16 protein-coding genes are annotated in these 25,853 nt (G+C 67.0%); 4 read left to right on the top strand and 12 right to left on the bottom strand.

Annotated elements, in window-relative coordinates; translation table 11 throughout:
• Positions 1-22 precede the first annotated feature (22 nt).
• Positions 23-652, top strand: a complete 630-nt coding sequence (locus tag CWT10_RS04300) for an HAD-IA family hydrolase (protein WP_103063439.1) — start codon at positions 23-25, stop codon at positions 650-652.
• Between the two features lie 77 nt (positions 653-729).
• On the opposite strand, the gene CWT10_RS04295 is transcribed toward CWT10_RS04300, so the two are convergent.
• From CWT10_RS04295 to gad, 3 genes are all read right to left on the bottom strand, one after another.
• A complete protein-coding gene (locus tag CWT10_RS04295) occupies positions 730-1,317 on the bottom strand; it encodes a GNAT family N-acetyltransferase (protein WP_103063438.1) in 588 nt (195 codons plus the stop codon).
• 231 nt (positions 1,318-1,548) lie between these two features.
• Entirely contained in the window at positions 1,549-3,216 is a 1,668-nt protein-coding gene (gadC, locus tag CWT10_RS04290; protein WP_199176350.1) for a glutamate/gamma-aminobutyrate antiporter GadC, read from the bottom strand.
• 9 nt (positions 3,217-3,225) lie between these two features.
• Positions 3,226-4,632 (bottom strand): glutamate decarboxylase, encoded by a 1,407-nt coding sequence (gene gad / locus CWT10_RS04285; protein ID WP_103063437.1) that lies wholly within the window; start codon positions 4,630-4,632, stop codon positions 3,226-3,228.
• 814 nt (positions 4,633-5,446) lie between these two features.
• Between gad and CWT10_RS04280 the strand changes: the two genes are divergently transcribed.
• Together CWT10_RS04280 and CWT10_RS04275 are read left to right on the top strand one after the other, a co-directional pair.
• The gene (locus CWT10_RS04280; protein WP_103063436.1) at positions 5,447-5,647 is read left to right on the top strand and encodes a transposase; all 201 of its coding nucleotides are present in this window, start codon (positions 5,447-5,449) and stop codon (positions 5,645-5,647) included.
• Positions 5,648-5,755: 108 nt separating this feature from the next.
• On the top strand, positions 5,756-6,034 hold the full coding sequence (locus CWT10_RS04275) for an IS3 family transposase (RefSeq protein ID WP_158247663.1): 279 nt from the start codon (positions 5,756-5,758) through the stop codon (positions 6,032-6,034).
• 628 nt (positions 6,035-6,662) lie between these two features.
• On the opposite strand, the gene CWT10_RS04270 is transcribed toward CWT10_RS04275, so the two are convergent.
• From CWT10_RS04270 to CWT10_RS04250, 5 genes are all read right to left on the bottom strand, one after another.
• Complete coding sequence (locus CWT10_RS04270) at positions 6,663-10,262, bottom strand: DEAD/DEAH box helicase (RefSeq protein WP_103063434.1); 3,600 nt, start codon at positions 10,260-10,262, stop codon at positions 6,663-6,665.
• Between the two features lie 64 nt (positions 10,263-10,326).
• Entirely contained in the window at positions 10,327-15,633 is a 5,307-nt protein-coding gene (locus tag CWT10_RS04265) for a DUF4011 domain-containing protein (protein ID WP_233188190.1), read from the bottom strand.
• 168 nt (positions 15,634-15,801) lie between these two features.
• Positions 15,802-16,017 carry a hypothetical protein gene (locus tag CWT10_RS04260; protein WP_103063433.1) on the bottom strand — a complete coding sequence of 72 codons (216 nt, stop codon included), beginning with the start codon at positions 16,015-16,017 and terminating at the stop codon, positions 15,802-15,804.
• 70 nt (positions 16,018-16,087) lie between these two features.
• On the bottom strand, positions 16,088-17,710 hold the full coding sequence (locus tag CWT10_RS04255) for a TROVE domain-containing protein (protein WP_103063432.1): 1,623 nt from the start codon (positions 17,708-17,710) through the stop codon (positions 16,088-16,090).
• Between the two features lie 1,704 nt (positions 17,711-19,414).
• Positions 19,415-19,960 (bottom strand): lipoprotein LpqH, encoded by a 546-nt coding sequence (locus CWT10_RS04250; protein ID WP_103063431.1) that lies wholly within the window; start codon positions 19,958-19,960, stop codon positions 19,415-19,417.
• A 646-nt stretch (positions 19,961-20,606) separates the two neighbouring features.
• Here CWT10_RS04250 and CWT10_RS17770 point away from each other — a divergent pair.
• Entirely contained in the window at positions 20,607-21,251 is a 645-nt protein-coding gene (locus tag CWT10_RS17770; protein ID WP_332881192.1) for a ribbon-helix-helix domain-containing protein, read from the top strand.
• A gap of 126 nt (positions 21,252-21,377) precedes the next feature.
• Here the strand turns inward: CWT10_RS17770 and CWT10_RS04240 are convergent, their stop codons facing one another.
• From CWT10_RS04240 to CWT10_RS04225, 4 genes are all read right to left on the bottom strand, one after another.
• On the bottom strand, positions 21,378-21,971 hold the full coding sequence (locus CWT10_RS04240; protein ID WP_103063429.1) for a DUF1349 domain-containing protein: 594 nt from the start codon (positions 21,969-21,971) through the stop codon (positions 21,378-21,380).
• 90 nt (positions 21,972-22,061) lie between these two features.
• Positions 22,062-22,937 carry a DUF5131 family protein gene (locus CWT10_RS04235; protein WP_103063428.1) on the bottom strand — a complete coding sequence of 292 codons (876 nt, stop codon included), beginning with the start codon at positions 22,935-22,937 and terminating at the stop codon, positions 22,062-22,064.
• Between the two features lie 1,007 nt (positions 22,938-23,944).
• Positions 23,945-24,565: an alpha/beta fold hydrolase gene (locus CWT10_RS04230; protein WP_103063426.1), complete on the bottom strand. Its 621-nt coding sequence runs from the start codon at positions 24,563-24,565 to the stop codon at positions 23,945-23,947.
• Between the two features lie 161 nt (positions 24,566-24,726).
• Complete coding sequence (locus CWT10_RS04225; protein ID WP_103063425.1) at positions 24,727-25,698, bottom strand: diaminopimelate dehydrogenase; 972 nt, start codon at positions 25,696-25,698, stop codon at positions 24,727-24,729.
• Positions 25,699-25,853 lie beyond the last annotated feature (155 nt).

The raw sequence follows: 25,853 nt of genomic DNA, 5'->3' as shown, positions 1-25,853 counted from the left end.
GTTTTGAGGGGACAATGGCTGCATGCGTCACATTATCTGGGACATGGGCGGCACGCTGGTGAACACCTATCCGGAGGTCGACCGGGTTCTGTGCGAGGCGGCCTTCGGCGACACCTCCCCCGAGCACCTACGACATGTGACCGATCTGACCCGCCGTTCCATCGCCCATGCAGTCGCCGCGCTGAGCGCCGAGCAGCACCTTGAGCCCGAGGTCTTGGAGGCGGCGTATAACGATTTGAAGGAGCGGTGGCGCAGCCGGCCGGCGCCAGTGATGGACGGCGCCCGGGAGGTGATGGCGCGCGTGAGCGAACTGGGCGGCCTGAATCTGGTGGCCACCCACCGGGATCGGAGTTCCGCCACCGCACTGCTGCAAGGACTGCACTTGGAGATGGATGACATCGTCTGTGCGCCCGACGGGATGGCCCGCAAGCCCAGCCCGGACATGAACCTGTTATTGGCGCAGCGGCACGGTCTTAACCCGGCGGAAGTGCTGTGCGTCGGAGACCGGCCGATCGACGTCGTCGCCGCCAAGCAGGCGGGGATGCCCGCGGCGCTGCTGGTGCGGCCGGGCACCTCCGTGACACTGCCAGATGACGCCCCCGGTGCGCTCGTAGTCGCCAGCCTGAGGGACCTACTGCCCCTACTGGACTGAGCCCCCTTGGGCCGGGGCACGCGGTCCGAACCCGAATCTGAAGCCAAAGGATCGGCGCCTAAAGCAGAACCGGCTGCTCAGGTCTGCGCCACGCCCGGCAGACGCATTAGCAGGGCGTCGCCGTCGAAGACGAGGCCCGCGTAGCCGTCCACATGTGCGGCCTGCTCGAAGCCCGCGGCGAGATGGGCGGCAACAGAGGCGTGATTGGCGGTTTCCACTACGCTGAACAGGTCCTCCCCCGGCTCGATCTCCTGCACGGCGGCACCCACCGCGGCCAGCAGGGTGCGGCCGATACCACGGCGGCGGGCATCCGGATCCACGATTAGGCCGGAGACCATCCACCTCTCCGCACGCCCCTCCTCCAGGTCGCCGGGAAGCAGGAAGGCGCCGGACAGGGCCACCGGGGCGGCCCTGTCATCATCCTCAGCCGACTGGGCTGCCGCATCAGCCTCGGCGAGCCGCGAGGCCCGGTCGTCAACTCCGGCGGGCTCGGCGTCGTCGGCGCAGAGACAGGCCAGCAGCAGCACCGGCAGCACGTCGATCATGCGGGGCGCCTGCTCCAGTGCCTCTTGCACGGTAATGCCCCGCAGAGCAAGCAGGCGGGCCACCCGCGGAACGTCGTCGGGGCGGGCGGGGCGGATAAGCACATGCGACTGCGCGTTCATGCCCGCTCCTTTCGCGCGACGCTGGTAATCGGGACGGTGCTCAAGCGGATGTGGTCGATGCCGGTGACGCCCATGGGTGCCATCATGCACCCGCGGGCCTCGTCGTCGCCGCAATGACGACGCCGAGGCCCGCGTCATATGGCGGACGCCAGTCCCATGGATCCCGCAATGGGCGGATCCGCCGACGGCAATGGCCGGCACGGTCGGCCTTGCCGACCTGCCCTTACCGGGCTAGGAGGCCCGTCCCAAACTGTGGTGTCCGGATCGGTGGGAGATCAGCCGCAGATGCCGTCTAGCCGTGCGATTGTGGTCGACGTCGTCGGGCTCCCGTGGATCAGGCGGGTTGACTAAGATGGCGTCGCCGACGGCGTGGTCCGGCTCCAGCTGCCAGGCGGGGCGGCGCAGCGCGTAGAAGACCAGCGGAGGCACCCCCAGGACCACGATCACCAGAGCCACCACCAGGGCGTAACCTGCGGTGCTCAGCCCGGTGAACCCCGACGGGCGCACGAAGGAGAGCACGAAAGCCACCGCGCAGGCAACGAAGCCGACGCCGGCCACGAACCCCATGGCGGGGGTGCGGTAGGTGCGCCGCACCTGCGGACGGGTGGTACGCAGCCGGATGGCGGCGGCGAACAGCATCATGTACATGATCAGGTAGAGCGCCGCAGCCATGTCGATCAGGGTGACGAAGGCGGTGTTGCCGTTGGGGATGACCACAAACAGCAGCGCCAGGATCGTCACAATCACGCCCTGCAGCAGCAGGATGGAGCGCTGCACGCCGGCCCGGTTGCGCTTTTGCAGGGCGGGCGGCAGCAGGCCGGTGCGGGCGGCGGCAAGCAGGCCCTTGGACGGGCCGGCGATCCAGGTGACCACCGAGGCGAAGGCGCCCAGGGCGATCAGTAGCGAAATCACCGCAGTGCCCCAGGACAGGTGCCAGTGGTCGAAGAAGGTCTGGAAGGCCAAGTTGATGCCGTCCACCACTCCCAGGTTCGCCCTGGGGACCGCAACGGCAATTGCCAGGGTCGGCAGGATGAAGATCGCCAGGATCACAACCGCCGAGATCAGGACCGTGCGCGGGTAGCCGCGGCCGGGATCGGACAGGTCATTGGCGTGGACGGCGTTTACCTCCATGCCTGCGTAGGCGAGCACATTGGATACGATCAGCACAATGGAGGCCAGGCCGGTCCACGGCGGCAGGATCGCCGACGTCGTCAGTTCCGTCTGGGAGGGCGTGCCAGTCGCCAGCCAGACGGCGCCAAGGATGATCAGCAACGCCGCCGGGAAGAGCGTGCCGATGATACCGCTCCACGAGCCGACCTTGGCGAACAGGTTGCCTCCAGCCAAGGTAATCAGGGTGGAAACCCAGTACAGGACGATGATGACCCCGGCCAGGTAGGCGCCATTGTTAGCCAGGGCGCCGCCGCCCACCACGTAGGACAGGCTCACGGCGATGAAGGCGATCTGGGTGGGATACCAAACCACGTTCTGCACCCATTGTAGCCAGATGGCCACAAAGCCCCAGCGTTCGCCGAAGGCCTCGCGCACCCAGATGAACACTCCGCCCTTCCAGCCGGTGGCCAGCTCGGCGGCTACCAGCGCCGTCGGCACCATGAACAGCGCCGCCGGGATCAGGTAAAGCACCATGGAGGCCAGGCCGTAGCCGGCCATGGCGGGCAGGGAGCGCAGCGAGGCCACCGCCACGACGGTGAGCATGGCCAGGTTGAACACGCTCATCGCGGCAGGCGGGCGGTTGGCGGCCGTGCCGGCGGACATGCTGGCGGTGGCGTCGTCGGCAGGCGCGCGGGTGGACATCGGGTGGGCAGCGGGCCGGTCCTCGAGCGAGCCGGCGGGTGGACGGGAGCAGGAGTCGGCGGTGTTGCCGGAGGTTTTGACGGACATTTCAACCCCTCAGTGGTGGAAGGCGGCGGGACGGTCGGACTCGTGGGGCAGTGGCCCGTCGAGCCGGTCAAGGTAGGCGACCTCGGCGCGCATGTCTTCTAAGAGGGCGTCGGCCAGGTCGTGGCTGAGCCCGTTGCGCACCACGATCCGCTGCACGGTGACATCGGTGAGGTCATCGGGCATCGGGTAGGCGGGGACCAGCCAGCCCTTCATGCGCAGCCGGTCGGACAGGTCGTACAGGTCCCATTTGTCCGTATGGTCGGCGCGCAGCCGCCAGGCGAATACGGGGATGTCCGAACCGTCGTTCCACAGGTCGAAGGGTCCCATGGCAGAGATCTCGGAGGCCAGGTAGCGGGCGACGTCGCGGCTGTTGGACTGTACCCGCCGGTAACCGTCAAAACCGAGCCGCAGGAACATGTAGTACTGCAGCAGCACCTGGGCGCCGGGGCGGGAGAAATTCAGGGCGAAGGTGGGCATCTGCCCGCCGAGGTAGGAGACCTCGAAGATCAGCTCCTCGGGCAGGGCGGCCTCCTCACGCCACACCACCCAGCCGATACCGGGGTAGACCAGCCCGTACTTGTGGCCGGAGGTGGAGATGGAGGCCACGCGGCCCACGCGGAAGTCCCACTCCAGTTCCGGCTGCACGAAGGGCGCGATCATGGCCCCGGAGGCACCGTCGACGTGAATGGGAATATCCAGGCCGGTACGCTCCTGGATATTGTCCAGCGACCGGGCAATCTGGGCTACCGGCTCGTACATTCCGGTGTAGGTCACTCCCATGATGGCCACGACACCGATGGTGTTCTCGTCCACGTACTCCTCCAGGGCGTGGCCGTCCAGGACCTTGTGCTCCTCGCTGATAGGCACATACCGGGGTTCAACGTCGAAGTAGTTGCAGAACTTCTCCCAACACACCTGCACGGCGCTGGACATGACCAGGTTGGGACGGTCTGTTGGCTTGCCGGCGGCGCGGCGGGCATTGCGCCAGCGGCGCTTAAGGGCTAATCCGCCCAGCATGCAGGCCTCGGAGGAGCCAATGGTGGAGGTGCCAATGGTGTGGCACGGGTCGGGGGCGTGCCACAGGTCCGCGAGCATGGTCCAGCAGCGGGTTTCGATCTCCGCGGTGCGCGGGTACTCGTCCTTGTCGATCATGTTCTTGTCGGCCGCCTCCAGGTAGAGGCGGCCCGCGCACTCGTCCATCCAGGTGCTGACGAAGGTGGCCAGGTTCTGGCGGGCATTGCCGTCCAGCATCGCCTCGTCGTGAACCACCTGGTAGGCGGTTTCGGGAAGCACCTCCCCGGCGGGGAAGCGGAACTTCGGCAGGTCATAGGCCTCACCGGGGCGGGCGAACAGCGGGTTGAGCTCGCTGTTGCCCGGGTCCGGGGCGGAAGAACCGTCGAATAGTGGCCGCGACATGTCGGATTCTCCTCTCGGTTGGCAACGATTGACATAGGCATATCACTGCACTGCGGCGGAAACCATTCCAAGGAGCCGATGCGTCAATACTTGCAATTTACCGGGACCATTCTCCTAGCCCTCTGAAACAATTGCTACATCTGCCAGCATTCTTCAAGCTTTTCTTTATAGCGGGCACCGCCGCAAATACAACCAGAATCACCCGAGAACTCCCTGGAAGCACCCCACATCACTCACCGAAGACGCCCGCCGCCCCCTGAATATGAATGACACCTGGAGGAAGTCGCAGGGATTCCCGAACCACCAAACGGGCTCTGCGCATTTGTGGCGCGCTGGATCAGCTGGGACTGCCATACGGCGGTCGGTCGCACTCGGGCGGACAAGGGCGTGTCCGCATCCGGGCCAGAAGGGGCACAGCCGCACCCACGCCAATACGGGCACAGCCACAACCACGTCGGAAGGCACGAACCGTCACAGCACCACGTGGCCGAGTAGGCCCAAACCGGCTCTTCGTGTTTGGGGGTGTGGTGGGTGGTGTGTTCTGGCCTGTCCGGGCGGAACTCTCCCGCGTCCGAAGGCGCCGCCCCGTGTCCGAGCGCGGTCTCCCCGCGTCCGGAGGCGCCGTCCCGTGTTCGGGCGTGGTCTGCCCGTGTTCGGGCGTGGTCTGCCCGTGTTCGGGCGTGGTCTGCCCGTATCCGGGCTGGAACGCCAGGTTGTTTTGGGACTTGGGGATGGCTAGCATTTCCCGTGATCTGATAGTTAGGATGGATGACTATGACGAAGGCGAAGTACTCCGACGAGCTGCTGCGAGCAAGTGGCCCGTGAGGTGGTGGAAGGGGACCGGTCGATCGCGTCGGTCGCGGCCTCCTATGGTCTGGTGGCCCAGAGGGTGGGCAACTGGGTCGCTAAATACCGCAAGCAACACGCCGACGCCCAGGAGCAGAAAAACGAGTCCGAGGCGCAGGAACTGGCCCGGCTGAAGGCCGAGCTGCACGAGGCGCGGATGGAGCAGTGAGTTCCCACAAGAAAGCGGCGGCCTTCTTCGCGAAGGAACACGAGTGACTCGCATCTACGAGTTCATTCACAGCGAAGAGGGCAACTTCCCGATCGCCTGGATGTGCCAGTGGGCCAAGGTTTCCAAGTCCGGCTACCACACGACTGGCGCAGCAGACCCGAGTCCGCCACAGCCATCAGGCGCCGGGAGCTGGCCGGGCACATCAAGAAGATCTTCGAAGAGTCCGACGGCACCTACGGGTACAGGCGCATCGCCGCCACACTGGACTGGCAGGGCATCCCCGCCGACCCCGACACGGTATTGTCCATCATGCGTGAGCTGGGCCTGAAAGCAGCACGGACACGCCGAAAGGTGCGCACCACCGTGCCGGCCCAGGACCTGGACTAGCGCCTCGACCTCGTGCGCCGCAACTCCCGCCGCTGACATCCCAGGCGTGAAGTGGGTCGGGGATACTCCCCCACTTCGGGGGAGGTGCCCCCACCTACATTCTGGGGTGCGTGGCTGCTTGCGGCCTGGCTGACTGGTCCGCTGCTTGGACGGCCTGAGCTGCATTTGGACCGCCCCAGACGCACTCCCAGACGGTCCAAGCGCACAATCGCGGTCCAACTGGGGCGACGCGGGCCGAAGGCGGAGGCGTTGGGTACGCCCCATCGGCGTCTACTACGCCGGTTAGACCTTTGCTGAAGGCTTCCGAGCCCTTCAACACACACCTAACCGGCGTACTACAGAGCGAACCGGCGTAGTAGACGACCCTCAGCCCACGGGCACCAACACACCGCCGGACCCGCTTTGCGGCCTTGGCATGCGCAGGAGAGCGCGCAGTACACCCACGGCAACGGACACCCTGAGATGACGACCTTAGTGCGGGCATGGGAGCACCCCAGGTGCCCGACCCCGCGGATACGCTGCGCGGAGCCATCAGCACAGCCAGCACCCCACCACACCCAAAACCGGAAAAGCCGGTTTTGTCCGGCTGACAGCAGACCGGATGGGCAGGCCCTGGACACAGGCAGCCCTACTCGCCGCCCAGAAGCTCGCGGATCTCCTGGGCGGTCAGCCGAGCACGGCTGGCCGGTGCTGCACCGGGGCGCTCACCCGGTTCACCCGACACAGCGTCATCCCGCGCGCCCTCGACCACCCGGTCGAACAGTTCGGCCTTCTTCTCCTTCAGGGCCATAACCTTCTCCTCAATGGTCCCGACGGACACGAGCCGGTAGACCATGACGGACTTGTCCTGGCCGATGCGGTGGGTGCGATCCACCGCCTGTTCCTCGGCCTGCGGGTTCCACCACGGATCCAGCAGGAACACATAGTCGGCCTCCGTCAGCGTCAGGCCGAAGCCACCGGCCTTGAGCGAGATGAGGAACACTTCGGCCTCACCGTCCCGGAAGGCGTCGATCACCTGTTGCCGGTTGGCAGTAGCGCCGTCCAAGTAGGCGGTGCGAATGCCAGCGGCCTCCAGCGCCTCACGCACGCCAGTCAGGTAGCGGGTGAACTGGCTGAAAATCAGGGCCCGGTGCCCCTCGGCCACCACCGGCTGCAGCGTCTCCAGCAGCACCTCGACCTTGGCCGTGGGCTTGCGGCGCCGACCGGTCTTCGAGTTCCCGGCGACGTCGTCTCCCTCCACCAGGTCAGGGTCCAAGGCCATCTGCCGCAGAATCATCAGGGACTTCAAGGCCGTGAACCGTGACTGGGCGGTGTCCTCCTCCAGCAGACCCAGTACCTTCTGCCGTTCGCGAGCCAGGCGCCGGTCGTAGGCGCGCCGGTGCGCCGGAGCCAGTTCCACCGACAGTATCTGCTCGTTCTTGGCCGGCAGCTCGGTGGCGACTTCCTCCTTGGCGCGGCGCAGCATGAAGGGGCGGATGCGGGCGCGCAACGCCGCCAGGGCGGCCTCGTCCCCGCGGTCCACGGGACGCCGGTAGAGCTCGCCGAAGCGCTCCGGTCCGGGTAGCAGCCCGGGGGCGGTGATGGACAGCAGACTCCACAGGTCCATTAGCGAGTTCTCCAGGGGCGTGCCGGTGATCGCCACCGTCGACGGCGTGCGCAGGCGCCGCATGGTCTTATAGGTTGCGGCGTTGTGGTTCTTCACGAACTGGGCCTCATCCAGCACCACCCAGGCCCAGTCGACCCCCGTGAAGTCCTCCTCCTCGATCCGCGCGATGGTGTAGCTGGTAACCACCAGGTCCGCATCGGCGCGGATCGTCTCCAGGTCCTCTCCCCGTTTGGCGCGGGTGCGGGTTATCGTGCGCAGCCTCAGATCGGGACAGAAGCGTGCGGCCTGCTCCGCCCAGGAGCCGACGACGCTGGTGGGTGCCACCACTAACACCGGGCAGTCCGGGTGGGCCGCGGTCTGCCGGGAGACTGAGTCATCCACAGTCCTGTCCGAAGTCGCGTCCGCTGCCGCCTGCTCCCGCATGCGTTGGACTACGGCAAGCACCTGAACGGTTTTTCCCAGGCCCATGTCGTCGGCGAGGATGCCGCCGAGCCCGGTGGACTGTAACAGGGCGAGCCAGCGGTATCCGTCAAGCTGGTAGGGGCGCAGCCGCGCATGCAGTCCCGCGGGAACCGGTGCATCCACTGCATGTGCGGGGTCATCCCCACTGCCGCCGTCAGCCTCGGCGGCATCGGCCGCGGCGGCAACCGTCAAGAGCCGTTCCACTCCCTCACGCCAGCGACGGGTGGCCTCCCCGATCACCCCGAGTCGTTCCAGCTCGGCGTACAGACCCGCCTGGAAGGCCGTGACCGACAGGTCACCGGCATTGCGGGACTGCGGGTCACGCAGATCACGGCCCTCTTCCATGAGCCGTGCCAGACGCACGATCTCGGGCCGGTCGGCAAGGTCGATCCAGCGTCCCGAGTCCAGCAGCACCGCGTCCGCACCGGTGGCGACGGCGGTCATCAGCCGTTCGATGGGCACGTCCTCATCCCCGACCTGCACACGCACCTGCAGGGAGAACCAGTCCGGCCGCTCGCCGTCGTCGGCAACGTCGGTGGTGATCAGCGCAGTCTCCTCCGCCTGCCGGTAGTCGGGCACCTGCCCGGTTACCTCGACGACGACGCCTGCAACCGCCTCCAGGGAGGGCAGGGCCTGAGCCATGAGCCGGGCGGTGCCCATACCGGTGAAACTGCCCGGCAGCCACAGGGGACCGTGGGTGGGCGCCAGCGTCAGGCAAGCTTCGACGACACGACGGGCGAGGTCATCCTCTGCCTTGACGTCACGTACCGCGGGCGCCCGCCGGGAGCGACTGCCCGAGGGTGCCGGCCCGTCCGCACCACCGTCATTCACCCCGGCTGAGGCGGCACCGTCCGGCCAGTCCCAGCCCAGCGGTCCGGAGCCGCTGAGGACCTCCGTAATGCTGCCGACGGCGAGCTCGCCGCGGCTGGCGCCGGATGCGGTCACGTAACGGAGGGACCAGGAGGTTTCGGCGCGGTGCCGGGAGGCGTCAACGCTCACGTGCAGCACGGCTACAGGTGCCCCCGGGTCGGGCACCGTCAGGGTGGGGTCGAGGTCAACGATGGGCACGGCGGCGGCCAGCCGCCCCAAGTGCTTGGACTCGAAGCGCTCCACGTCCGCCGCTGGCACGGTGATCTTCTCGTTTCGCGACAGCAGTCTGCCCAACACTTCGTCCGGCGGAGGGTCCAGGGGCATGAGGTTCAGGGCGCCGTCGGGGTCCGTTAGCGCGTAGCCGTGAGTCGGGTTGCCCAGGGCACGGGCCTTGGGGCTGCGCCCTGGACCGAGTACGAGACCTTCGACCGTGCTGTAATCCAATGCGGGACCGATCAGGGCAGTGCCGTCCTTGCGACGTTTTACGCCGATGCCGGCCCGCAGCCCGGACCTGATGTGCACCGGGTTACCGCCGTGCTGCGCCGTCGTCAGCGTCACCCCAGCGGCGACGGCTCGGCCCAGCACGTCCCAGACGCGTACCGGCAGCGACTCCAAGTTGATGCCGGCGTCTGTGTAGTAGATGTCGGCGTCGGGGTCCATGACAGCCAGGTCCGTCAAGGCCTCCAGCACATCTGGAGCCACCTCGCTGTCCAAGTCACCGTTCATGATGGCGCGCCAAGAGATGCCCTGTTTGATCCATCCGCGTTTCCCGGCTATCAGCGGGCGCAGGCGCAGACGGCCCGCGACGGAGGGGCTGCTGAAACGACTCATACCGTAGGCGCTGGTGTTTCGACGTCCGTTCCCGCCGGTGACGAACTCAATGGCAACCGCCCGCCGCGCATTATGTGACACACGCAGCAGGTGGGTCAGACGGCGTTCCCAGTCCGCGTCCCCGGGAGGGGCCGCAGCCTCCCGCGCCTGGCGGCGGGCGGTCAGTACCAGCGCCGCCGTGTGCTTGCAGTTGCCGCCCACCGGGCAGGAGCAGGTGCCAGACCAGTTCACGCGCTTGCCCGTGAGCGCCGCGTAGATCATGGTCTGGTAGACGTGGCCATACGAGCCGCGCACCGTGCCAGCCAGAATCTCGGCATTGCCCGACAACGACACCCCGGTGACACGGCGCTCCTCCGCGTAACGGCGCCCACGGCCAAAGGCCGCCGCGCCGACCACGGCCTTGATCTCGGCGTCGGTCACACTACCGAGCCAGTCCTGGCTGGTTACCCTACGAGCCACATTCCCACGTTACTGCCGAGGTCTGACACGTTGCGAATCCGGTCGCACGAGCCGACGCGGGACGCTATGACCACTCGGCCTGCTCACTTTCGACCTGCGCCAGCGCGGACATAAGGGCGTCCTTCACGCCACGAGCGCTAAGTCGGCGCTTCTTGGTGCTCAGCCTTCGTAGCGCCCCGGCGCACAGTTCCTCCGGGGAGGCCCATGAGGGCGTATCCGCCCTAACCTCACGCATAAGCGCCACCAGCTCACGCGGATGTATCTCCGCAATGGAGTCGAGGTGGTCGAGCGCATTGCGCCGGTAGGGTACCGCCAGTCGAGCGGCGTCCTGGTTGCGCCACACGAAGCCGTCCGCGTCGGTGTAGGCGAAGGCGTCCCCCAGGACCGCGTCGACCCTTAGCTCGCGGGACCGCGTCACGCGGGTAAGCCCGTAGGCGCGGCATATCTTGACAATCAGCCGGCGCCTTCGCAGCGGTGCTTCGACGTCGCAGATGGCTCGCGCTGTCTCAATGACCTGAGCCCATTCAGGCGAATCCCGGTCATCGGCGCGATCGAGTACGGCTGTCGGCTGCACGCCTGCCGGATGCCAGGTCCGGTACTCGAGCGCTCCGGTCACTGCCACCGGCGCTCCGGGCTCCGGAGCCTCGGATGCCGCCCCAGCAGCGGTTGACTCATCGGATTCCGGGGCTTCGGGTTCCGGGGCCCCGGGCACCGGCCTCTTGGGCTCGCCGGGGTCCGGCGCATCGGGTTCGTGCGCCTGTACCACCGGCCCTGCGGGCGCAGGCACATTCGACGCGGCCGCCCTACTGCCGCCAACAGCCTGGACCAGTCGGGCGATCACGTCCTGTTCGCCTGTCACCCATTCGGGTGTCCACACGCGCTCAACCCGTTCCCAGCCCATGGTGCGCAATACCTGGACCGGGAGCAGATCACGGTCTGTGACGCTGGCGCGTCGGTGCCAGCCGGGCCCGTCCAGCAGCACGGCCACGCGCGGCCCTCGAGGCCCGGTGAGCACCAGGTCGATCTCGAAGGAGGAGTGGCCAACACCCACCGTCACGTCCAGCCCCTCCTCCCGCAGCCGCTCGGCGATCTCGTTGCGATGAAAGTCCACGGCACTGCGTGAAGCCGGCAGAGCACGCGGTGCGACACCGCTGCGCGCCCGTATGAGGTATTCGCGCAGGTCCTTCAACCCCTGATGGGTGGAGCGCTCGGCGTGCAGGTCCTCCGGGTCGAAGCTGGAGAAGAGAATGATCTGCCTGCGGGCGCGGGTAATGGCCACGTTGAGCCGTCGCTGCCCGCCGGCGTGCCCGAGTGATCCGAAGTTGAGTGGCAAGTCACCGCGCTCATTGGCGGAGAAGGTGACCGAGATGAGAATTGTGTCGCGCTCTTCCCCCTGCACGTTCTCCAGGTTGCGCACGAACAGGCCATCGCGGTCCTCCAGTGCCGCGATGATGCGTTCGGAGCCGACGGCGCGCAACTCGGCCTCAATGAGTTCGCACTGGCGGGCGTTGAAGGTGATGATGCCCAGCGACGGCATGTCCTTCGGTGAGGCCTCGAAGCGCTTCTTGACCTCATCCACGATCTGCCGCGCCTCCACCGGATTGGTGTTGGGGCGGATGCCGGGGTGCTTGGCCGCTCCGGCGCGGTAGTACGTCCCCGCGACGCGGCGCAGCGAGATCCCATAATCGCCTTCTGCGTCGTGGTGCCCAGCGGTTATGGCCGGCGGGCTGGGGAAGGACAGCAGTCTGCCGTCGTAGTAATGGCGGTTTGAGAAAGCGATCAGGGATTCGGCTCGGCTCCGGTAATGCCAAGTGAGCCTACGGGCGAGCACCCCTTCCGCCAGGCAGCGGTCCAGGATCGAGTCGGCAGCGCCGTCACCAGGGGCCACCCTTCCCGTTGCGGCGAGCACGCCGGAAGAAGGCGGGGGCGGCATCTGCTTGGGATCCCCGACCACCACCACACTTGTCCCTCTCCCCATGGCGCCGACGGCGTTGGCGACGGTGATCTGCGAGGCCTCGTCGAATACCACCACGTCGACGTAGCGACGGTGGGCGGGGAAGAAACGCGCCACGGAGTCCGGCGACACCAGGATGCACGGGGTGATCGCGGTGATCAGGTCCCAATAGGAGTCGATCAGATCTCGCACGTTCATGGTGCCCTTGCGGCGATCCAGTTCACGGCGCAACTCTTCGGTTCGCTTCCCGGCCTGCCCTAGCACCCGTTCGCGGCGGGCTAGGACCGCGTCCAGCAGCTCTGGGGTGAGCCTGTCGCGCAGCTGGTCCTGCAATCGTCGGTACCGGGTGAGCAGCTCGGTGTGGGAGGCTGCATCGAAGCGGTCGAGTCCGGTCCTTGAGGTGCAGGCGGCGAAGGTCTGCCGCGCCTTGAGGGCGGTGGCGCCATCTTCTTCACGCGACCCGACCAGTTCCTGGCGCGCCCGGTAGTAGGATTTGCCGTCCTGTCCCGGGGCGTGCAGTCGCTCCCGATAGTCCTCCAGTTCCGAGCGCGCCGCCTGCAACTGCTGGCGCAGGCCGTTAGCCGCGGCGACGGCCTCACGCTCCGGCGCACGCAGTTCCAGCGCCCGACGCAGCGCCTCCCTGACCTGGGCCGGCCGCATGCCGTTGTCATGCAGGTTGAGCAGGAGTTCGCCGATGCCGGTCTCCTCATGCAGGCGGCGGGCGACGACGTCGAGCGCGGAGAGCTTCTCCGCCACGAACATGACCGTGCGCCCGGTGGCCAGGGCGCGGAAGATCAGATTGGCGACAGTCTGCGACTTTCCTGTGCCGGGCGGTCCTTCGACCACGAGGCTGCGTCCGGCTACGGCGTCGGCGACCACACGCGCCTGGTCGGAGTCGGCCACCAACGGCAGGTTCTCGGCCACTGCGTCGAGATCCTCGGGCCCCTGGAGGTCGAGGCTGTCCGGGCAGTGCTCCACCGCCCCTCCCCCATCTACCTCATCGGCTTTGCCGAGTAGCCGGGCCACCAGCGGGTTGGTGGTGATGGTAGGCCAATCCTCCGACAGGTCCCGCCACATGCGGTAGGTGGAGAAACTGAACAGACCGAGGTGGACGGTGGGTTCAACCCGGTCGCGTCGACGCGCCGCGCGCAGCTGCTCGCGCAGGTTGTCCAAAGTCGCCGGAACGTTGACCCCGTACTCGTCGTATACGGGTTCACGTAGCGCGGTCAATTCCATGCCCGTATCCGACTGAAAGCGCGCCAACAGCGAATAGTTGGGGGTGGAGGTGCCGGCCTCGTCCAGCACGATGCCGAAGGTGTCACCCGCACGTTCCAGCTTTACAGGGATGAGGATCAGCGGAGAACGAACCCGTCGACCGTCTAGGTGCCACACCAGCGTGCCGATGCTGAGGTAGAGGTTATTGGCCCCGGTCTCCTCCAAGGTGGTGCGGGCGGAAGCCGCCAGCGCAGGCAGGCGTCTGTCGTACTCCTTCCTGCCCATGACAACGTCGACGGTGTGATCCGCCAGCAGTCGCTCCGGCCCACCTGCGGTGGGCCGACCATTGGCATGAGCCCCGGTGCGGCCAGTCGTGGCGGGCCGCAGGGTCACCAGTTCGCGTTTGTTGACGATGTTCTCCAGTTCCCCGATAAGAGCCGAGGAGGACTTGATCTCAATGGCGCTGCGTGGGGCCCGATCGATGAGCGGGTTACGCAGGGACAAGTCCAGCAGACCGCGTTTCCAGTCCTCCACCTGGGGCGGCGCGGATGAATCAGTCACGGGGAGAGCCGACTCCTGGGCCGGTGTTGCTGCATCCGGCTCGCCCACGGTGTCTGCGCCTGCTCCGGGCAAGTCCACATCCCCGGTATCCTCGACCATGGGCGGGGTCACCTCGACGACGACGTCGTCCTCGTCACGTTCCAGCAGCGGCTGTGGGGCAGCGCCGTCGAAACGCGCAGCGCTGACCGGAACGACCAGGGTCAGCTCAGAAAGGGAATCCAGCACCGCCTCGCGCGCATCGGCATCCAAGGCGTGCAGGAGGCCGGCGGGTGAACGCACCGCGATGCTCGGGTCTACCAGACCGATATCCCCCTGCCGGACCAACTCGGCGAGCGCCTGCGGGGACTGGTCCGGCTGCGCCGCGCCGTCCCTGGCGTAACCGAGCATCACCGCGGCGGGAGTGAACAGCAGTATCGGGTCGACTCCCATTCTTTCCAGAACGCCGCCCAGCAGGACCGCCGCGTCAAGGGCACCGCCGCTGCGCGCGTCAAGCAGTGCCGCGGCGGTAAGAATCGTCTGCGGATGTTGTCGCCATGCCGTTGTCGTGGGCGGGGCGAGCCGTCGGTTCCGCAGCACGGCGCAGGCCGCCGCGACCAATTCATCTGGTTTTGTCTCCTCCTGGCCCCTCCGACCGGCATTCGCGCGCGAGAGTGCCTCGGCGGCCAGAGCCCGCACGATGGGCTGATCGGGCTGTATGAAGGTCGCCAGCGCCGGGGCAGCCCAAGGGTTGCCGCCCACCAGTTGCCATTGTCGCGGCGCCAGTGCGGATGGGCCACCAATCCGCCGAATCACCGTGCGCCCCGCACTGCGCAGCTCTACACGCACATGGGCACTGCCCGGCTGTTCCACCTGCGCCAGCGTCTGACGGCTCAATGCCATGCGGCGGCTGATCCGTAGATCCGAGTGGCGGCGTGCGTCCCAGACGAAATGCCAGGGCTCAACCAGTTCATTCCCGCCGTCGTCCTCAATGATGGTGAGGGTGACCTCGATGGACTCAAGGTCCAGGTCCTCCCAAACGGGGGCCTGATCAGATGGGCCCGGCTGCGACCGCGGGTCCCGGTCGATCGCGGCGAAGCGCAACGCAGTATCCGTCGCAATCCCAGGCATGCACAGGCGGAGGGACACCTCGGGCTTCAGTCCCGCAACGGCGTGCGCATAACCGATCACGGGCACGGTGTCTACATTGATATCGACGGCGTCGAGTGGGTCATGGTGTACGCCCCGGCCGTCGTTTATGACGCTTATCAGTTCGCGGATCTGCGCGCGCCCCGCCTCGGCGCCGATGAGCCGCAGCAGCTCGCTCACGGCCACGAGGGCGGCCAGAGTCTTATCGGCGTCGAAGCGGGCGCCGTGGACCGCTTCATTGCGGAAACGCCGCACCTCGTGCAGCTTGCTGCCCGCACCGGGTGGAAGCGGCAACAGGTAGCGGGAGTCGGCACCCCGCGCGGTGAGGATGCGGATCTGGGTGGACAGGTCCGCCAGATCCGGAAACTCGGGTACCGGGCCGGAGCCGGCAAGAAGAGTGCGCAGTGTCCCGGGTGTGCAACGATCACCCAGTGCGGATCGCAGATAGCGCTCCAGCTGAGGGGGAAGGACGCTGAACAGTCCGCGTAGGACCAGGTCGTGGTTGTCGAGCTTCATTGATATCGGTGCGGAGATGGTTGAGATTGCCCTGTTTCTCCCGGGAGTGTCGGTACGACCCCAACACTCCCCGGAGGACGGCCCGGCCGGGCTGGAAACGGGTCGACTCGGGCAGGCTACAGCGTCTCTACGACATCTATTGCCAGTGGCTTGTTTCGCGGACGAGCTTCAACGTTGCCGGCGCACGATCTGGGCGATCAGTTCTCGGCTGCAACCGAGCGCCTGGGCAAGGGCGGTGTAGGACCAGCGTTTGGGCTCGGCCGCCCGGAGTCGGTCGATGAGTTCATCGCGCTCGGCCCGGTAGCGGGCAGCCAGGGCATCGGCCTCGAGGGCCTGGGCGTGCAGCTCGGCGGCCCTGGCTGCCAGCGGGTCGGACACGCCCATTGAACGCACCGAAGGGCGACCGTCCCTGTTGGGGACGGCCGCCCTCCGGCTGCGTACGGTGCGCAGCGGGTCAGAGCCCACCTGACAGCCCCCGCGAGAACTCCGTGATCAGGCTCGGCACCGCGGTGTCGAAGCCGACGACGTCGAGCATGCCCGCGTCGTCCGGGTCGGCGATGGAAAAGCCCGTGGAGGTCATTCCCGCCACAACCAGGCGGGCGGGGATGCCGCTGTGCTCGCGGTAGCGGCGCAGCGCCTGGAACGGGTGGATGTCACCGGCCCAGGTCTCGTTGTCGGTGTAGATGACGAAGGTGTCCACCTCCGCGTCGTGCTCGGTGGCGTACAGCATGGGCAGTGCGCAGTCCGTGCCGCCGAAGGGCATCGCATCCACCACCCTCAGCGCGTCGTCGAGACGACGCTTGGGGCTGATGTCTAGCGGCGCCATGGCGGCCGGCTGCCAGTATCCCGGGCGAGCACTGGAGAAAGCGAAAGCGGCAGAGCCCGGTTCGGTGGCCAGCTGCACCAGCGCCAGCGCAGCCGCCGCCTCGCGGGCCGTTAAAGCCATGCCGGAGATGGGCATGGTCATGGAGCCGGAGATGTCCACGGCCAGCATGGTGCGCTTCCCCGCGGGCTGGACGGAGCCGAAGGCCGCGTAGAAGGCGGTATCCAGGGCGTCGGCGATCTTCGTCGTCGGCGTCCAGGAGGCCGTGCCGCGCCGGGAGAACCCGGAGGCGTAGGTGCGCTGTGCGAGCAGCACACTCACCGGGTGCACGCGGGCGGCGCGCAGGCGGGCGACGTCGGTCAGTCGTCCCGCGACCTCGTCGGTGCGCCCGCCCATGGCGGGCAGCAGACCCAGTCGGGTCAGGCGCGGCAGCTGGCGCATGAGCGCGGTCAGCGGTACGCCGACGTCGAGCAGCGCCTCCCAGACCTCGGGTCGGGTCAGTGCCCCGTCCGGCAGCATCTCCCAGGTCAGCCGGTAGTCGTGGACGATCCGCGCCCAGGTGCGGGCGGCATCGGCCCGGGCGGCATCCACCTCCTGGGCCTTGGTGAAGCCCTCGATCAGGGCGGGGGTCTCCTCCCCTACGGTGCCATGGGCGATCCAGTCGAGGGTGGCGCGCAACGCGGGATCCGTGGCCTGCGGGTGCGCCAGGCGCAGCAGGTCTCGGTGGGACCAGCCGTCGCGCCGGCGGTACTTGACCGCCTGGTAGGCCAGGGCGTCGGCGTCGCGGCCGGTGTACCAGGAGCCGACGGCGCGGCGCAGTCCCCGTCCCCAGCCACGGAACTGCTCGACGTAGGTAGCAAAAGTGAACAGGTGCGTTCCGGTACGGGCCACCCGCGGCAGCGCCGCGAGCGCGGCGTCTCTGGCCGCGGGCACGGAAGCGGCGTATGCCAGCGCGAAAAGAGCCGGGTTCTGCTTCGGTGCGGCACCGCTGGTGGAAACCTCAAGGATCGCGTCCACCAGGCCCTGCGGGTCGGCGGTGGCCATGCGACATACGACCTCGGCATTGTCCAGCGCCAGCGTCTGCGCATCGGTGTAATAGGTGCCGCCGTCCACCCCCAGGATCAGGAAGCGACGCAGCCGGGCGGCGTCGTCGAGCGCGAAGGCGTAGCCGCCTGCGGAGTTCTCGACCTGGCCGGCCATGGCCGGACGGCTCTGCGGCGTGCGCCTGGTGCTGATTCCCTTCAAGTAATCCATTTCTCCCCTCTCCTTTCCTGCTTCCGGGGATGTAGATGCACCGGGGTGACGGCGGGCGTGGCATGCCTGCCGGACAAGCGGTGTCAACCGCGCTGTTCGAGAGCGATAACCGACGGGCCTCGGCCCGCATCACCCCGGCGGGCGCAGGAGTGCACCCGCCTTCCGGCTGCGTGTACGGCCAGGCGCGGCATGTGTTCGGCCTCCGGATCCTCCGAAGAGTGCTGGAGTCGAACCAGCTAATACCGATAACCGAAGACCTTTCGGCCCACCTTTACGCCATTCACGCATGTCGACCGTGGCCGACTCGCAGGAGTGTAGACCCCTACACACCCGGAACGCAACACCCTACCCACACTCTCTTTGAATGTGACGTAGCCAACAAATGGCGGCCTGCGGGCACAGGGGAAACGGCTCTTCGGGTTGACGAATACGCGAGCCGTCACGCCTCACCGCGCAGGCCCCGCACCCACCGAGACACGCCTGCACAGCCACAGTGGCCTCCACCCGGCGACCGTCAACATCGACGTCGGCAGCCGACTAATGCATTGGGATCAGCGATGAGGGGTAAGGTCTGGGCGGTCATGGCGCGATGACCGGAGCCGACCGCTCTACCCTTGAGCTACCGACGAAATGCCGACGAGGAATCGAACCCCGAACCTGCCGGTCCGATAACCGACCATCTCCGGCCCGCCCAGACCTCAGCAACGGTAACGAGCAGATGACTCACTGTCAACCACTCGACGAGACTCATCTCAGGTGCCCGAGAAAGTGGTTCGGTACCTCATCTAGAGCTGCTGGCACGCCGCCACGCATCGGACTTCTCCACGGCGGTGACCACCAGATTCCACACTCCTCTCCTCCGCGCCCCCTCCTCCACTGCAGCGGGCGGGTTCAGCCGGCGTCCCTCAGGCCAGGAAACCGTAGCCGTGCCCCGACCCTACCCCGGGGGCACGGCCTCCGAGATTATGTCGCGGCAGCACCAGCACCCTCATCGGAAGACGATTAACTAGGACCAGAGCCTGTGGCCACGAGTCAGGCGCGCACCGGGGGCACCGGGCCGGTGCAGGGTCGGTGCGGGGCCGGCGTTGGGTACGCCCCTTCGGCGTCTACTACTCCTGTTAGACCTATCCTGAAGGCCCCCGAACCCTTCAGCAGACACCTAACCCGCGTAGTAGACACCTAACCGGCGCATCGCACTCCTAGCCGGCGTAGCAAACACCTAACCGGCGCAGCAGAGCACGAACTGCCGTAGCAAACGCCCCCGGGCCACGGCCACCAGCACACCGCCACCCTCCAAACACCAGCAAGCTCATTAACCAGTTCTCCCAGTTTGAGGACGCTTGTGAGTTAGGTGGGAGCTGACGACCCGACGAGCCGCCCGGCGAACAGGGCGCCAGCGGATTTCATAGCGGCCGGACTGACGCCAGCGGGACTAGTGCCAGCGGGGGATGATGCCGGCGGGATTCGTGCCGGCCGGAGCGACGCCGGCGGGACTAGTGCCGGCCGGTCTGATGCCAGCGGGGGTGATCGGTGCACCCGCGCTCCTTAGCCACGATCTGCACCGCCGTAGCACCAGAAGCGGTACGCACCTCACGAATATACGGAGTCACGCCCCCGCACTCTACAAGCCACCGGATTAGTGCCCCACGACCACCAACCCAACCGCACCACACCAACGAAAACCCCAACCACCCCAACAACCTGTCAGGACTCAGGACTGGGGCAGGTGATGACGAAGTTGAAGGCCTGGGTCTCGGTCTCGGTCGAGCCGCTCGGAGCCGCCTCACCCGTCACAGTGTATGTGGAATCGTTCACCTCCACCTGCGCGCTGCCCACACCACTGCTGTAGCCCCCGATATTCGTGTAGTTGAGCGTTGTACCGCCAGCCGGAACAATCGTGATCAGCGTGACGTCATTCGATGCCTCGTCGATGACGAGAGACACCGAGCTCACGTCTGTATCAGTTAACAAGGCGTCGACCGGGGCGACACCAATCGAAGTCTGACCGTCCCCCGATAGGCAGGCTACTCCCACATCGTCAATCTCGAACGGCTCGCCGTTGAGGGTGCCGGAGAAGGAACCACCAACCTTCACGTCGTCCGCGGAGATCGCTGAGTCAGTCTCAGCCGTCGCCGAGCCAGCAGACGATTCCTCGGCGTCGTTCGAGCTACTGCTTCCGCAGGCACTAATGCCAAAGCCAAGTACCAGCGCAACCGTGGTTGTAGCGGCCTTCACGATGGAAGTCTTCATGATATTGGGGTTCCTGTCGATCTGTCGGGACGGGGCCGTTACCTGGGAGCCCCGGCTACGACTATATCAAGACTATGGGAACTTTCAGTTTGCATGCGTGGAGAGATGTGACCTCGGGAGCATGTGAGCCGGATGCCGGCCTACTCACCTGCGGGGCGCAGCTCACTGTCACCGGCAAGCGATTCGGCATTGACGCGGATTCCGGGGCCTTCCGGTCTGAGGGTGCGCTAATGGGGCTCTTCCGGTTTGAGGGTGTAGTGGGTGGGTGTGGGCCCGGCCGGCTGCTGGCCGCGTACTTGGACCGCGTTCCTGCGCTTGGACCGCGCTCCTGCGGTTGGACCGTCTGAGAGTGCGTTTCAGGTGGTCCAACCGCAGCCAGACGGTCCAACGGCAGGCAGACGGTCCAACCGCAGCCAGACGGTCCGGGTGTGGGGGTGCTGACTCGGGCCGGTGGGGTTGCCTTGGACGCCGGCGCACCCAAGGTCAACAGTCAAGATGCTCTAGCCCTAGGCCGCGGACGTCGCCGGCATCGCCGGCAGCCAGGCCCGGCCTGGCAGCGGCCGGGCTGGACTGTGGGCCGGGCCGGACTGTGGGCCGGGCCGGGCCGCGCGCCCGGCTGGGCCACGGGCCAAGTTCATCGCCAAAAATGTCCCAACCGATCGGACAAGGGGGGCCAGTCGGCAACCAGAGGCCCTGGCCTGCTCACCACATCAGGGCGGTAGGCCGGAACCAGGGAGTCAAAGTGTCCAAAATCGGCACAAACACCCCGCACCTCCCAACACACACCCTCAGAATCGTCGGAATCATACGGATCTGGCGGAAGGCGTCGGGCGGGGAACCTCGTTCATGCCGAATCTGGACACTTCCCCCACCCCGCCAGCCCCACCAACCGAACTCGATGGTAATAACGACCGAACTCGATCGTCATACCGACCGAACTCGATCGTCATACCGACCGAACTCGATGGTTATATCTACCGAACTCGATGGTTATATCTACCGAACTCGATGGTTATATCTACCGAACTCGGCGAACACACCCATAAACCGGAAGAACCTGATAACTGAGGAACAGATCCAAGAGTGGGTAGATAAGGCCGAACGCGGCTACGACGTGGACGAGCCGAAGCGCCGCGGTCGTGGACGCCCCAGTCGCGGGGCTACCCCATCGCAGGTGATTGCTGTGCGCCTCACAGAAGAGGAGCTTCGGGCCGTTGATGAGGCAGCCACACGCGTAGGCCTTAACCGCTCCGATTTCATCCGGCGGGCACTTGCCACCTCGTCGGTATGAGAGTACATCCCGCCGCGAGCAAACACGGCGTCACGCATGACGACGTCATCCAGGCGGCAACTTGGGCGCTACAGAGCTATTGCCGTAGGCATTCAGCCGGGTGATATCACCCATGGACACCGTCAATCAGTGGAGTGAGGTGTCGGCCTCGGTTACCCGCCAGGCATGGAAGGGCACAGTCAGTCCGGCTCGGCTGGGAGCGCACAGGAAGGGTCCGGCCTGGGCAACGGCATTCTCAGGGAAGGGCAGCAGACGCACCATGTGCAGGGCGGCGGTGCCGTCGGGCGAAATGCGCCCCGCACGCATTGTGAGCGCGTCACCTTTGCGGCTGACGCGGATGCGCACACGCTTGCCCTGCCAGTCGGGCACGGGGGCCACCGACCAGTCTGAGCTGCCGGCCGTGACGACGGCGCCCAGCTGACAAGTGCCGTCGGAGAACTCAACCCCGGCCTTCACCCAGTTCTCGGCGTCCACGCGCACCATAATGCCGGCCTGGTCGAAGTTGTCGGTGAAGGCCGCGGTCATGTCCACCTCAACCGCGGTGTTTTGCTCGAAGGGAGCCAGCAGAGCGTGGGCAGTGTCGACGATGAAGCCGTAGCTGGTGCGCCTCCACGCATCGGACTTCTCCACGGCGGTGACCAGCAGGTCCCCATCCCTTTCCTCGACTGCGGCGGGCGGGTTCAGCCAGCGTCCTGCGGACCAGGGAAGCGTCGTCGTCATGCCCCGACCCTACCCCGGCGCAGGCCCGCCGGGATTCTGTCGTGGCGATGTCCATCCCCTCCAGACGACAATGAACTAGGACCTGAGCCTTCAGGCGCAGCGCCCCCGATACAGGCCGTTGCAGATGGGGCGGGAGCCGCAGGTCAGGCAGTCGCCGTCGAATTGGGGTACGTGCAGATCGGCAGCCGGGATCTCCCAACCGAGCGGGGCGCGCAGGTGCCAGGGTCGGCGGCCCTGCGCCGCGTAGGACAAGCCGGAGCGGTGGGCCTGCACGGACTGGTTGCGCTTGGAGCCCATCCGGTAGGTGCGCCCATCCTTGATAAGCGTGGAGCCGGTCTCGATGAAGGTCATGGACACGTCCGCCTGCTCGCACTGTGCACGCAGGGAGCGGACCCAGTCGACGTCGAGGGGCCGGGCGCCGCCGTAGTTCTCCCCGCCCACGATCAGTTGCTCGATCTGTCCGTCAGCCAAGTAGCCGGCCAGCTCTATGGGGCCGATCAGGGGCGCCGCCATGGCGCCCTTGTGGGCGAAGGGCAGGTCGAGCAGCACGGGCAGGCGCTGATCGGTGCGGCGCTGGTTCTCGATGGACACCGAGAGCATGACGTTGTCCCAACCGTCGCCCCAATCATCGGGTAGGCAGCGGGCCACGCGGTGCGGGCGCTTTGTCAGCAGGAAGAACTTCACGTCCGGGCGGGCGCGGATGATATCCCAGGCCTCCTCGCGCCAGGGGTCGGCCTGGCGCAGGAAGAAGTCGCTGGTCATGCATACGCGCAGCATCTCGCCGGCGCGGACCTTATACGCACCCGCGCGGTCGACGGCGAGCGGGTAGCGGAAACCGTCGTCGCCGACACGGCGGATGACTTCGCCGTCGACGCCCCAAGAGGCGTCGCGGAACATCATGAAGCAGTTGTCGCAGCCCTCGGAGACACGGCGGCAGCCGTGCCAGGGATTCCAGGTGTCGTGCACGATCCTCCTGTTGCGTCATGCGGGCGCACCCAAGGAGGTACAACCCACGCAGTCTCGTCAGCCTGCAGGACACAGACGATTTTACATCGATTCGAACCTACAGGACGGCGCCGTGTTCCATGCCTCTCCCCCACCTGCACACCGGTGCCTGTAGATCCCGCGCAATCTTGGGAGAACCAAGCACCGATGACGGGGACGATGGTGAGAAGTCGGACCTCGCTTGAGGCGTCGTCGATCGCCAGGGACACCGAGCGCACCCCCGCGTCCGAAATCACGGAATCCGTCGGGCCCACACCCATCGTGGTCTGGCCGTCCTGCGAGCCGCAGGCCACCCCGGCATTCTCGATATCGAAGGGCTCGCCGTCGAGAGTGCCAGAGAAAGAGCCCCCAACCTTGATGTCCTCCAAAGGCAGTGGCGCGTCCGCACCTGCATCCGGCTGAGAGCCTGCTCCCCCCTCGGCTGCGGTTACCGAGTCCGCGACCGCTGGAGATGCGGACTGCTCAGCGTCATTCGAGCTGTTGCTGCCGCAGGCGCTCAGGCCAAGTGCGAGAACGAGCGCAGCGGCCGTGGTGGTGGTCTTCAGAAAGGAGTCTTCATGTCGGGATCCTGTCTACTGTCGGGATGGAAACACGGCGCCTCGGGAGCGCCCGCAGCTGCGAAGCTATCAAGATAACGGTTCAGGCGCGCTCCCTCGTGCGCTCGGCTCAGCTCGGGGCCGAGGATGCGCCTCCTGGCGGTATCCGCCAGCTGCCCCGCCGCCCCACCGCTGCAATGAGCTCGCAGACAGCCGCGGCTAAGAGCCCTGAGCTGACTACCAGCGGCCCCAGTCAGCCGCCTGGCCAGCAGCCCCGGACAATGACCGTGGACGATAACCGTGAGCCTTGGCACGGACTGCACCACTTTCAGCCGGCGGTGGTGATGCATCCCGGATGTAGCAGCGCGATCATGCGGTTTGCCTCCGCGGTTCAGGTCGGCGCGGGGTAAAAGTGGTGCAATCCGTGACACCTCACTCAGCAGGGAGAGCCTGCCAACGCGCCCTTGGGCCCTGCTGGAGCCGCAGCCGTTCCCACTGGGCCACTGCGTCCACCTCTCCTGGCGCGTGCAGCCAGTGGGCGCCGCCCGGAACAACCGTCAGGTCCGCGCCGAAGCGGCTGCAGAAGTCCTCTACCGACTTGCGCGAAATCAGTTCATCCCGCTCCCCCACAATGATCCACGTCGGCACCTCCCAGGCAGCCACGCAGTTCGCCTCCGCATAGGCGAGATAGCGCCAGGACAGCACGCCCGCATCGGTGCGAATTGCTCCCCGATCGGCCAACCGCTCCCGGGACACCCCCACCTGGCGCATCATCTGCTCGATCATGCCGGCCATGTCCAACAACGGAGACTGGAACAGGGCCAGCGTCAGGGGCACATCACGCAGCGCCACCAGAGACAGCCAGGCCCCGATGCTGGTGGCGCGCAAGCCAAGCACTGGCCACCGCTGCCGCATCCGCGCAACCAGATCCCGCAGGTACGGCACGCAGTCCCAAGGCAGCAGTCCCTCGGGCAGGTCGCATGCGACCGTCTGCCAGCCTGCCTGCACGGCCCGCAGAGCGAATCCCTCGGCGTCGCGCCGCGAGCCGCCCACCCCATGGCGCGCGGAGCGCTCTCGCCCCAGACAGTCACGTCATCGAGGCCAGGAACGTCGAACGCTTTCACCGCCGTCATTGCTATCGGGCTGCGGGCACGGACGGTCACGCCTACCCACTCGCGTGAGGGATCGGCGGGACGCCCGTGCCCGGTCGCGCCTCACAGGTAGTGGGCGCGCAGGTCCTCAGGGGACTTGGCGGACAGGTCCGCCAGCGTCACGTCGAAGACGGTACGCGCACCGGACTCGCCGCGCGCAGCCATCCTCGCCACCGCCCGCCCCATGGCGGCCACTACAGAGCCGGTGAACTCCGGGTTGGAGTCAAGTTGCAGCTCGAAGTTCACGGTCTCGGCCACGCCGTCGGAGGTGTGACCGCGGCGAACCACGGTGCCGCCGTGCGGGATGCCGGCGTGCTCGGCGGTCAGTTCCTCGGCGGTGATGAAGTTGACGGCGGTGTCGTAGTCGGCGAAGTAGTTGGGCATCTCCTTGATCTCCCGCTCGATACGGGCCAGGTCGGCGCCTTCCTCGGCCACCACGTAGCACTCGCGGGTGTGCATGGAGCGAGTGGTGAGTTCGACGTCGTCGCCCGCCTTGACCGCGGCGACGGTCGCCTCGACCGGCCGGGTGTACTGCTTGGCGTCGATCACGCCGTCGATGCGGCGCAGGGCGTCGGAGTGCCCCTGCGAGACGCCGGGACCCCAGAAGGTGGTGGTGGCGCCGTCGGGCAGGACGGACTCGCCCAGGACCCGCAGCATGGAGAACAGACCGGGGTCCCAGCCGGTGGAGATCAGGGCGACGTGTCCGCCGGCCCTGGCGGCGGCGTCGACGGCCGCGAAGTGCTCGGGGATGCGGGCGTGGGTGTCGAAGGAGTCGACCGTGTTGAACAGGGCGGCGGCGGCCGGGGTCTGCTCGACCAGGTCGGTGGCTGAGCCGCCGCAGTTCAGGCAGACGTCCACCTTGTCGGCCCAGGCGGGCATGTCGTTCACGTGGGCGACGGGCGCGCCCTGAGTGGTCACCGTCGCCGGGTCGCGCCGGGTGAAGACGACGACGAGCTCCATGTCCTCGTTCTTGGTGACGGCCTGCTCGGCGCCGCGCCCGAGGTTGCCGTATCCGTTGATCGCTACCCTGATCATGCTTCCTCCCTTTGTGTCTGCTACGGGAGCGATCCTAGAGAGCGTCCGTGTTGCCGTCGCGTGACGGGCCGGGGAGTGATCCGCAGCTCCATCCGCCACACCGCGGAGCCTGCCCCGCGGCACGCCCGGATAAGCGACAATGAGCCCGGCCAATG

Source organism: Actinomyces qiguomingii, from assembly GCF_004102025.1.
Classification (GTDB): Bacteria; Actinomycetota; Actinomycetes; order Actinomycetales; family Actinomycetaceae; genus Actinomyces; species Actinomyces qiguomingii.
Note: the sequence above shows the minus strand (reverse complement) of the source record. Positions and strands in the feature narration are given on the sequence as shown.

What these genes read in the sequence shown, in the direction of transcription:
- CWT10_RS04300 (WP_103063439.1), top strand. Translation starts at nt 23, where the DNA reads ATGCGTCACATTATCTGGGACATGGGCGGCACGCTGGTGAACACCTAT.
- CWT10_RS04295 (WP_103063438.1), bottom strand. Translation starts at nt 1,317, where the DNA reads ATGAACGCGCAGTCGCATGTGCTTATCCGCCCCGCCCGCCCCGACGAC.
- gadC (WP_199176350.1), bottom strand. Translation starts at nt 3,216, where the DNA reads ATGTCCGTCAAAACCTCCGGCAACACCGCCGACTCCTGCTCCCGTCCA.
- gad (WP_103063437.1), bottom strand. Translation starts at nt 4,632, where the DNA reads ATGTCGCGGCCACTATTCGACGGTTCTTCCGCCCCGGACCCGGGCAAC.
- CWT10_RS04265 (WP_233188190.1), bottom strand. Translation starts at nt 15,633, where the DNA reads ATGAAGCTCGACAACCACGACCTGGTCCTACGCGGACTGTTCAGCGTC.
- CWT10_RS04260 (WP_103063433.1), bottom strand. Translation starts at nt 16,017, where the DNA reads ATGGGCGTGTCCGACCCGCTGGCAGCCAGGGCCGCCGAGCTGCACGCC.
- CWT10_RS04255 (WP_103063432.1), bottom strand. Translation starts at nt 17,710, where the DNA reads ATGGATTACTTGAAGGGAATCAGCACCAGGCGCACGCCGCAGAGCCGT.
- CWT10_RS04250 (WP_103063431.1), bottom strand. Translation starts at nt 19,960, where the DNA reads ATGAAGACTTCCATCGTGAAGGCCGCTACAACCACGGTTGCGCTGGTA.
- CWT10_RS17770 (WP_332881192.1), top strand. Translation starts at nt 20,607, where the DNA reads ATGTCCCAACCGATCGGACAAGGGGGGCCAGTCGGCAACCAGAGGCCC.
- CWT10_RS04240 (WP_103063429.1), bottom strand. Translation starts at nt 21,971, where the DNA reads ATGACGACGACGCTTCCCTGGTCCGCAGGACGCTGGCTGAACCCGCCC.
- CWT10_RS04225 (WP_103063425.1), bottom strand. Translation starts at nt 25,698, where the DNA reads ATGATCAGGGTAGCGATCAACGGATACGGCAACCTCGGGCGCGGCGCC.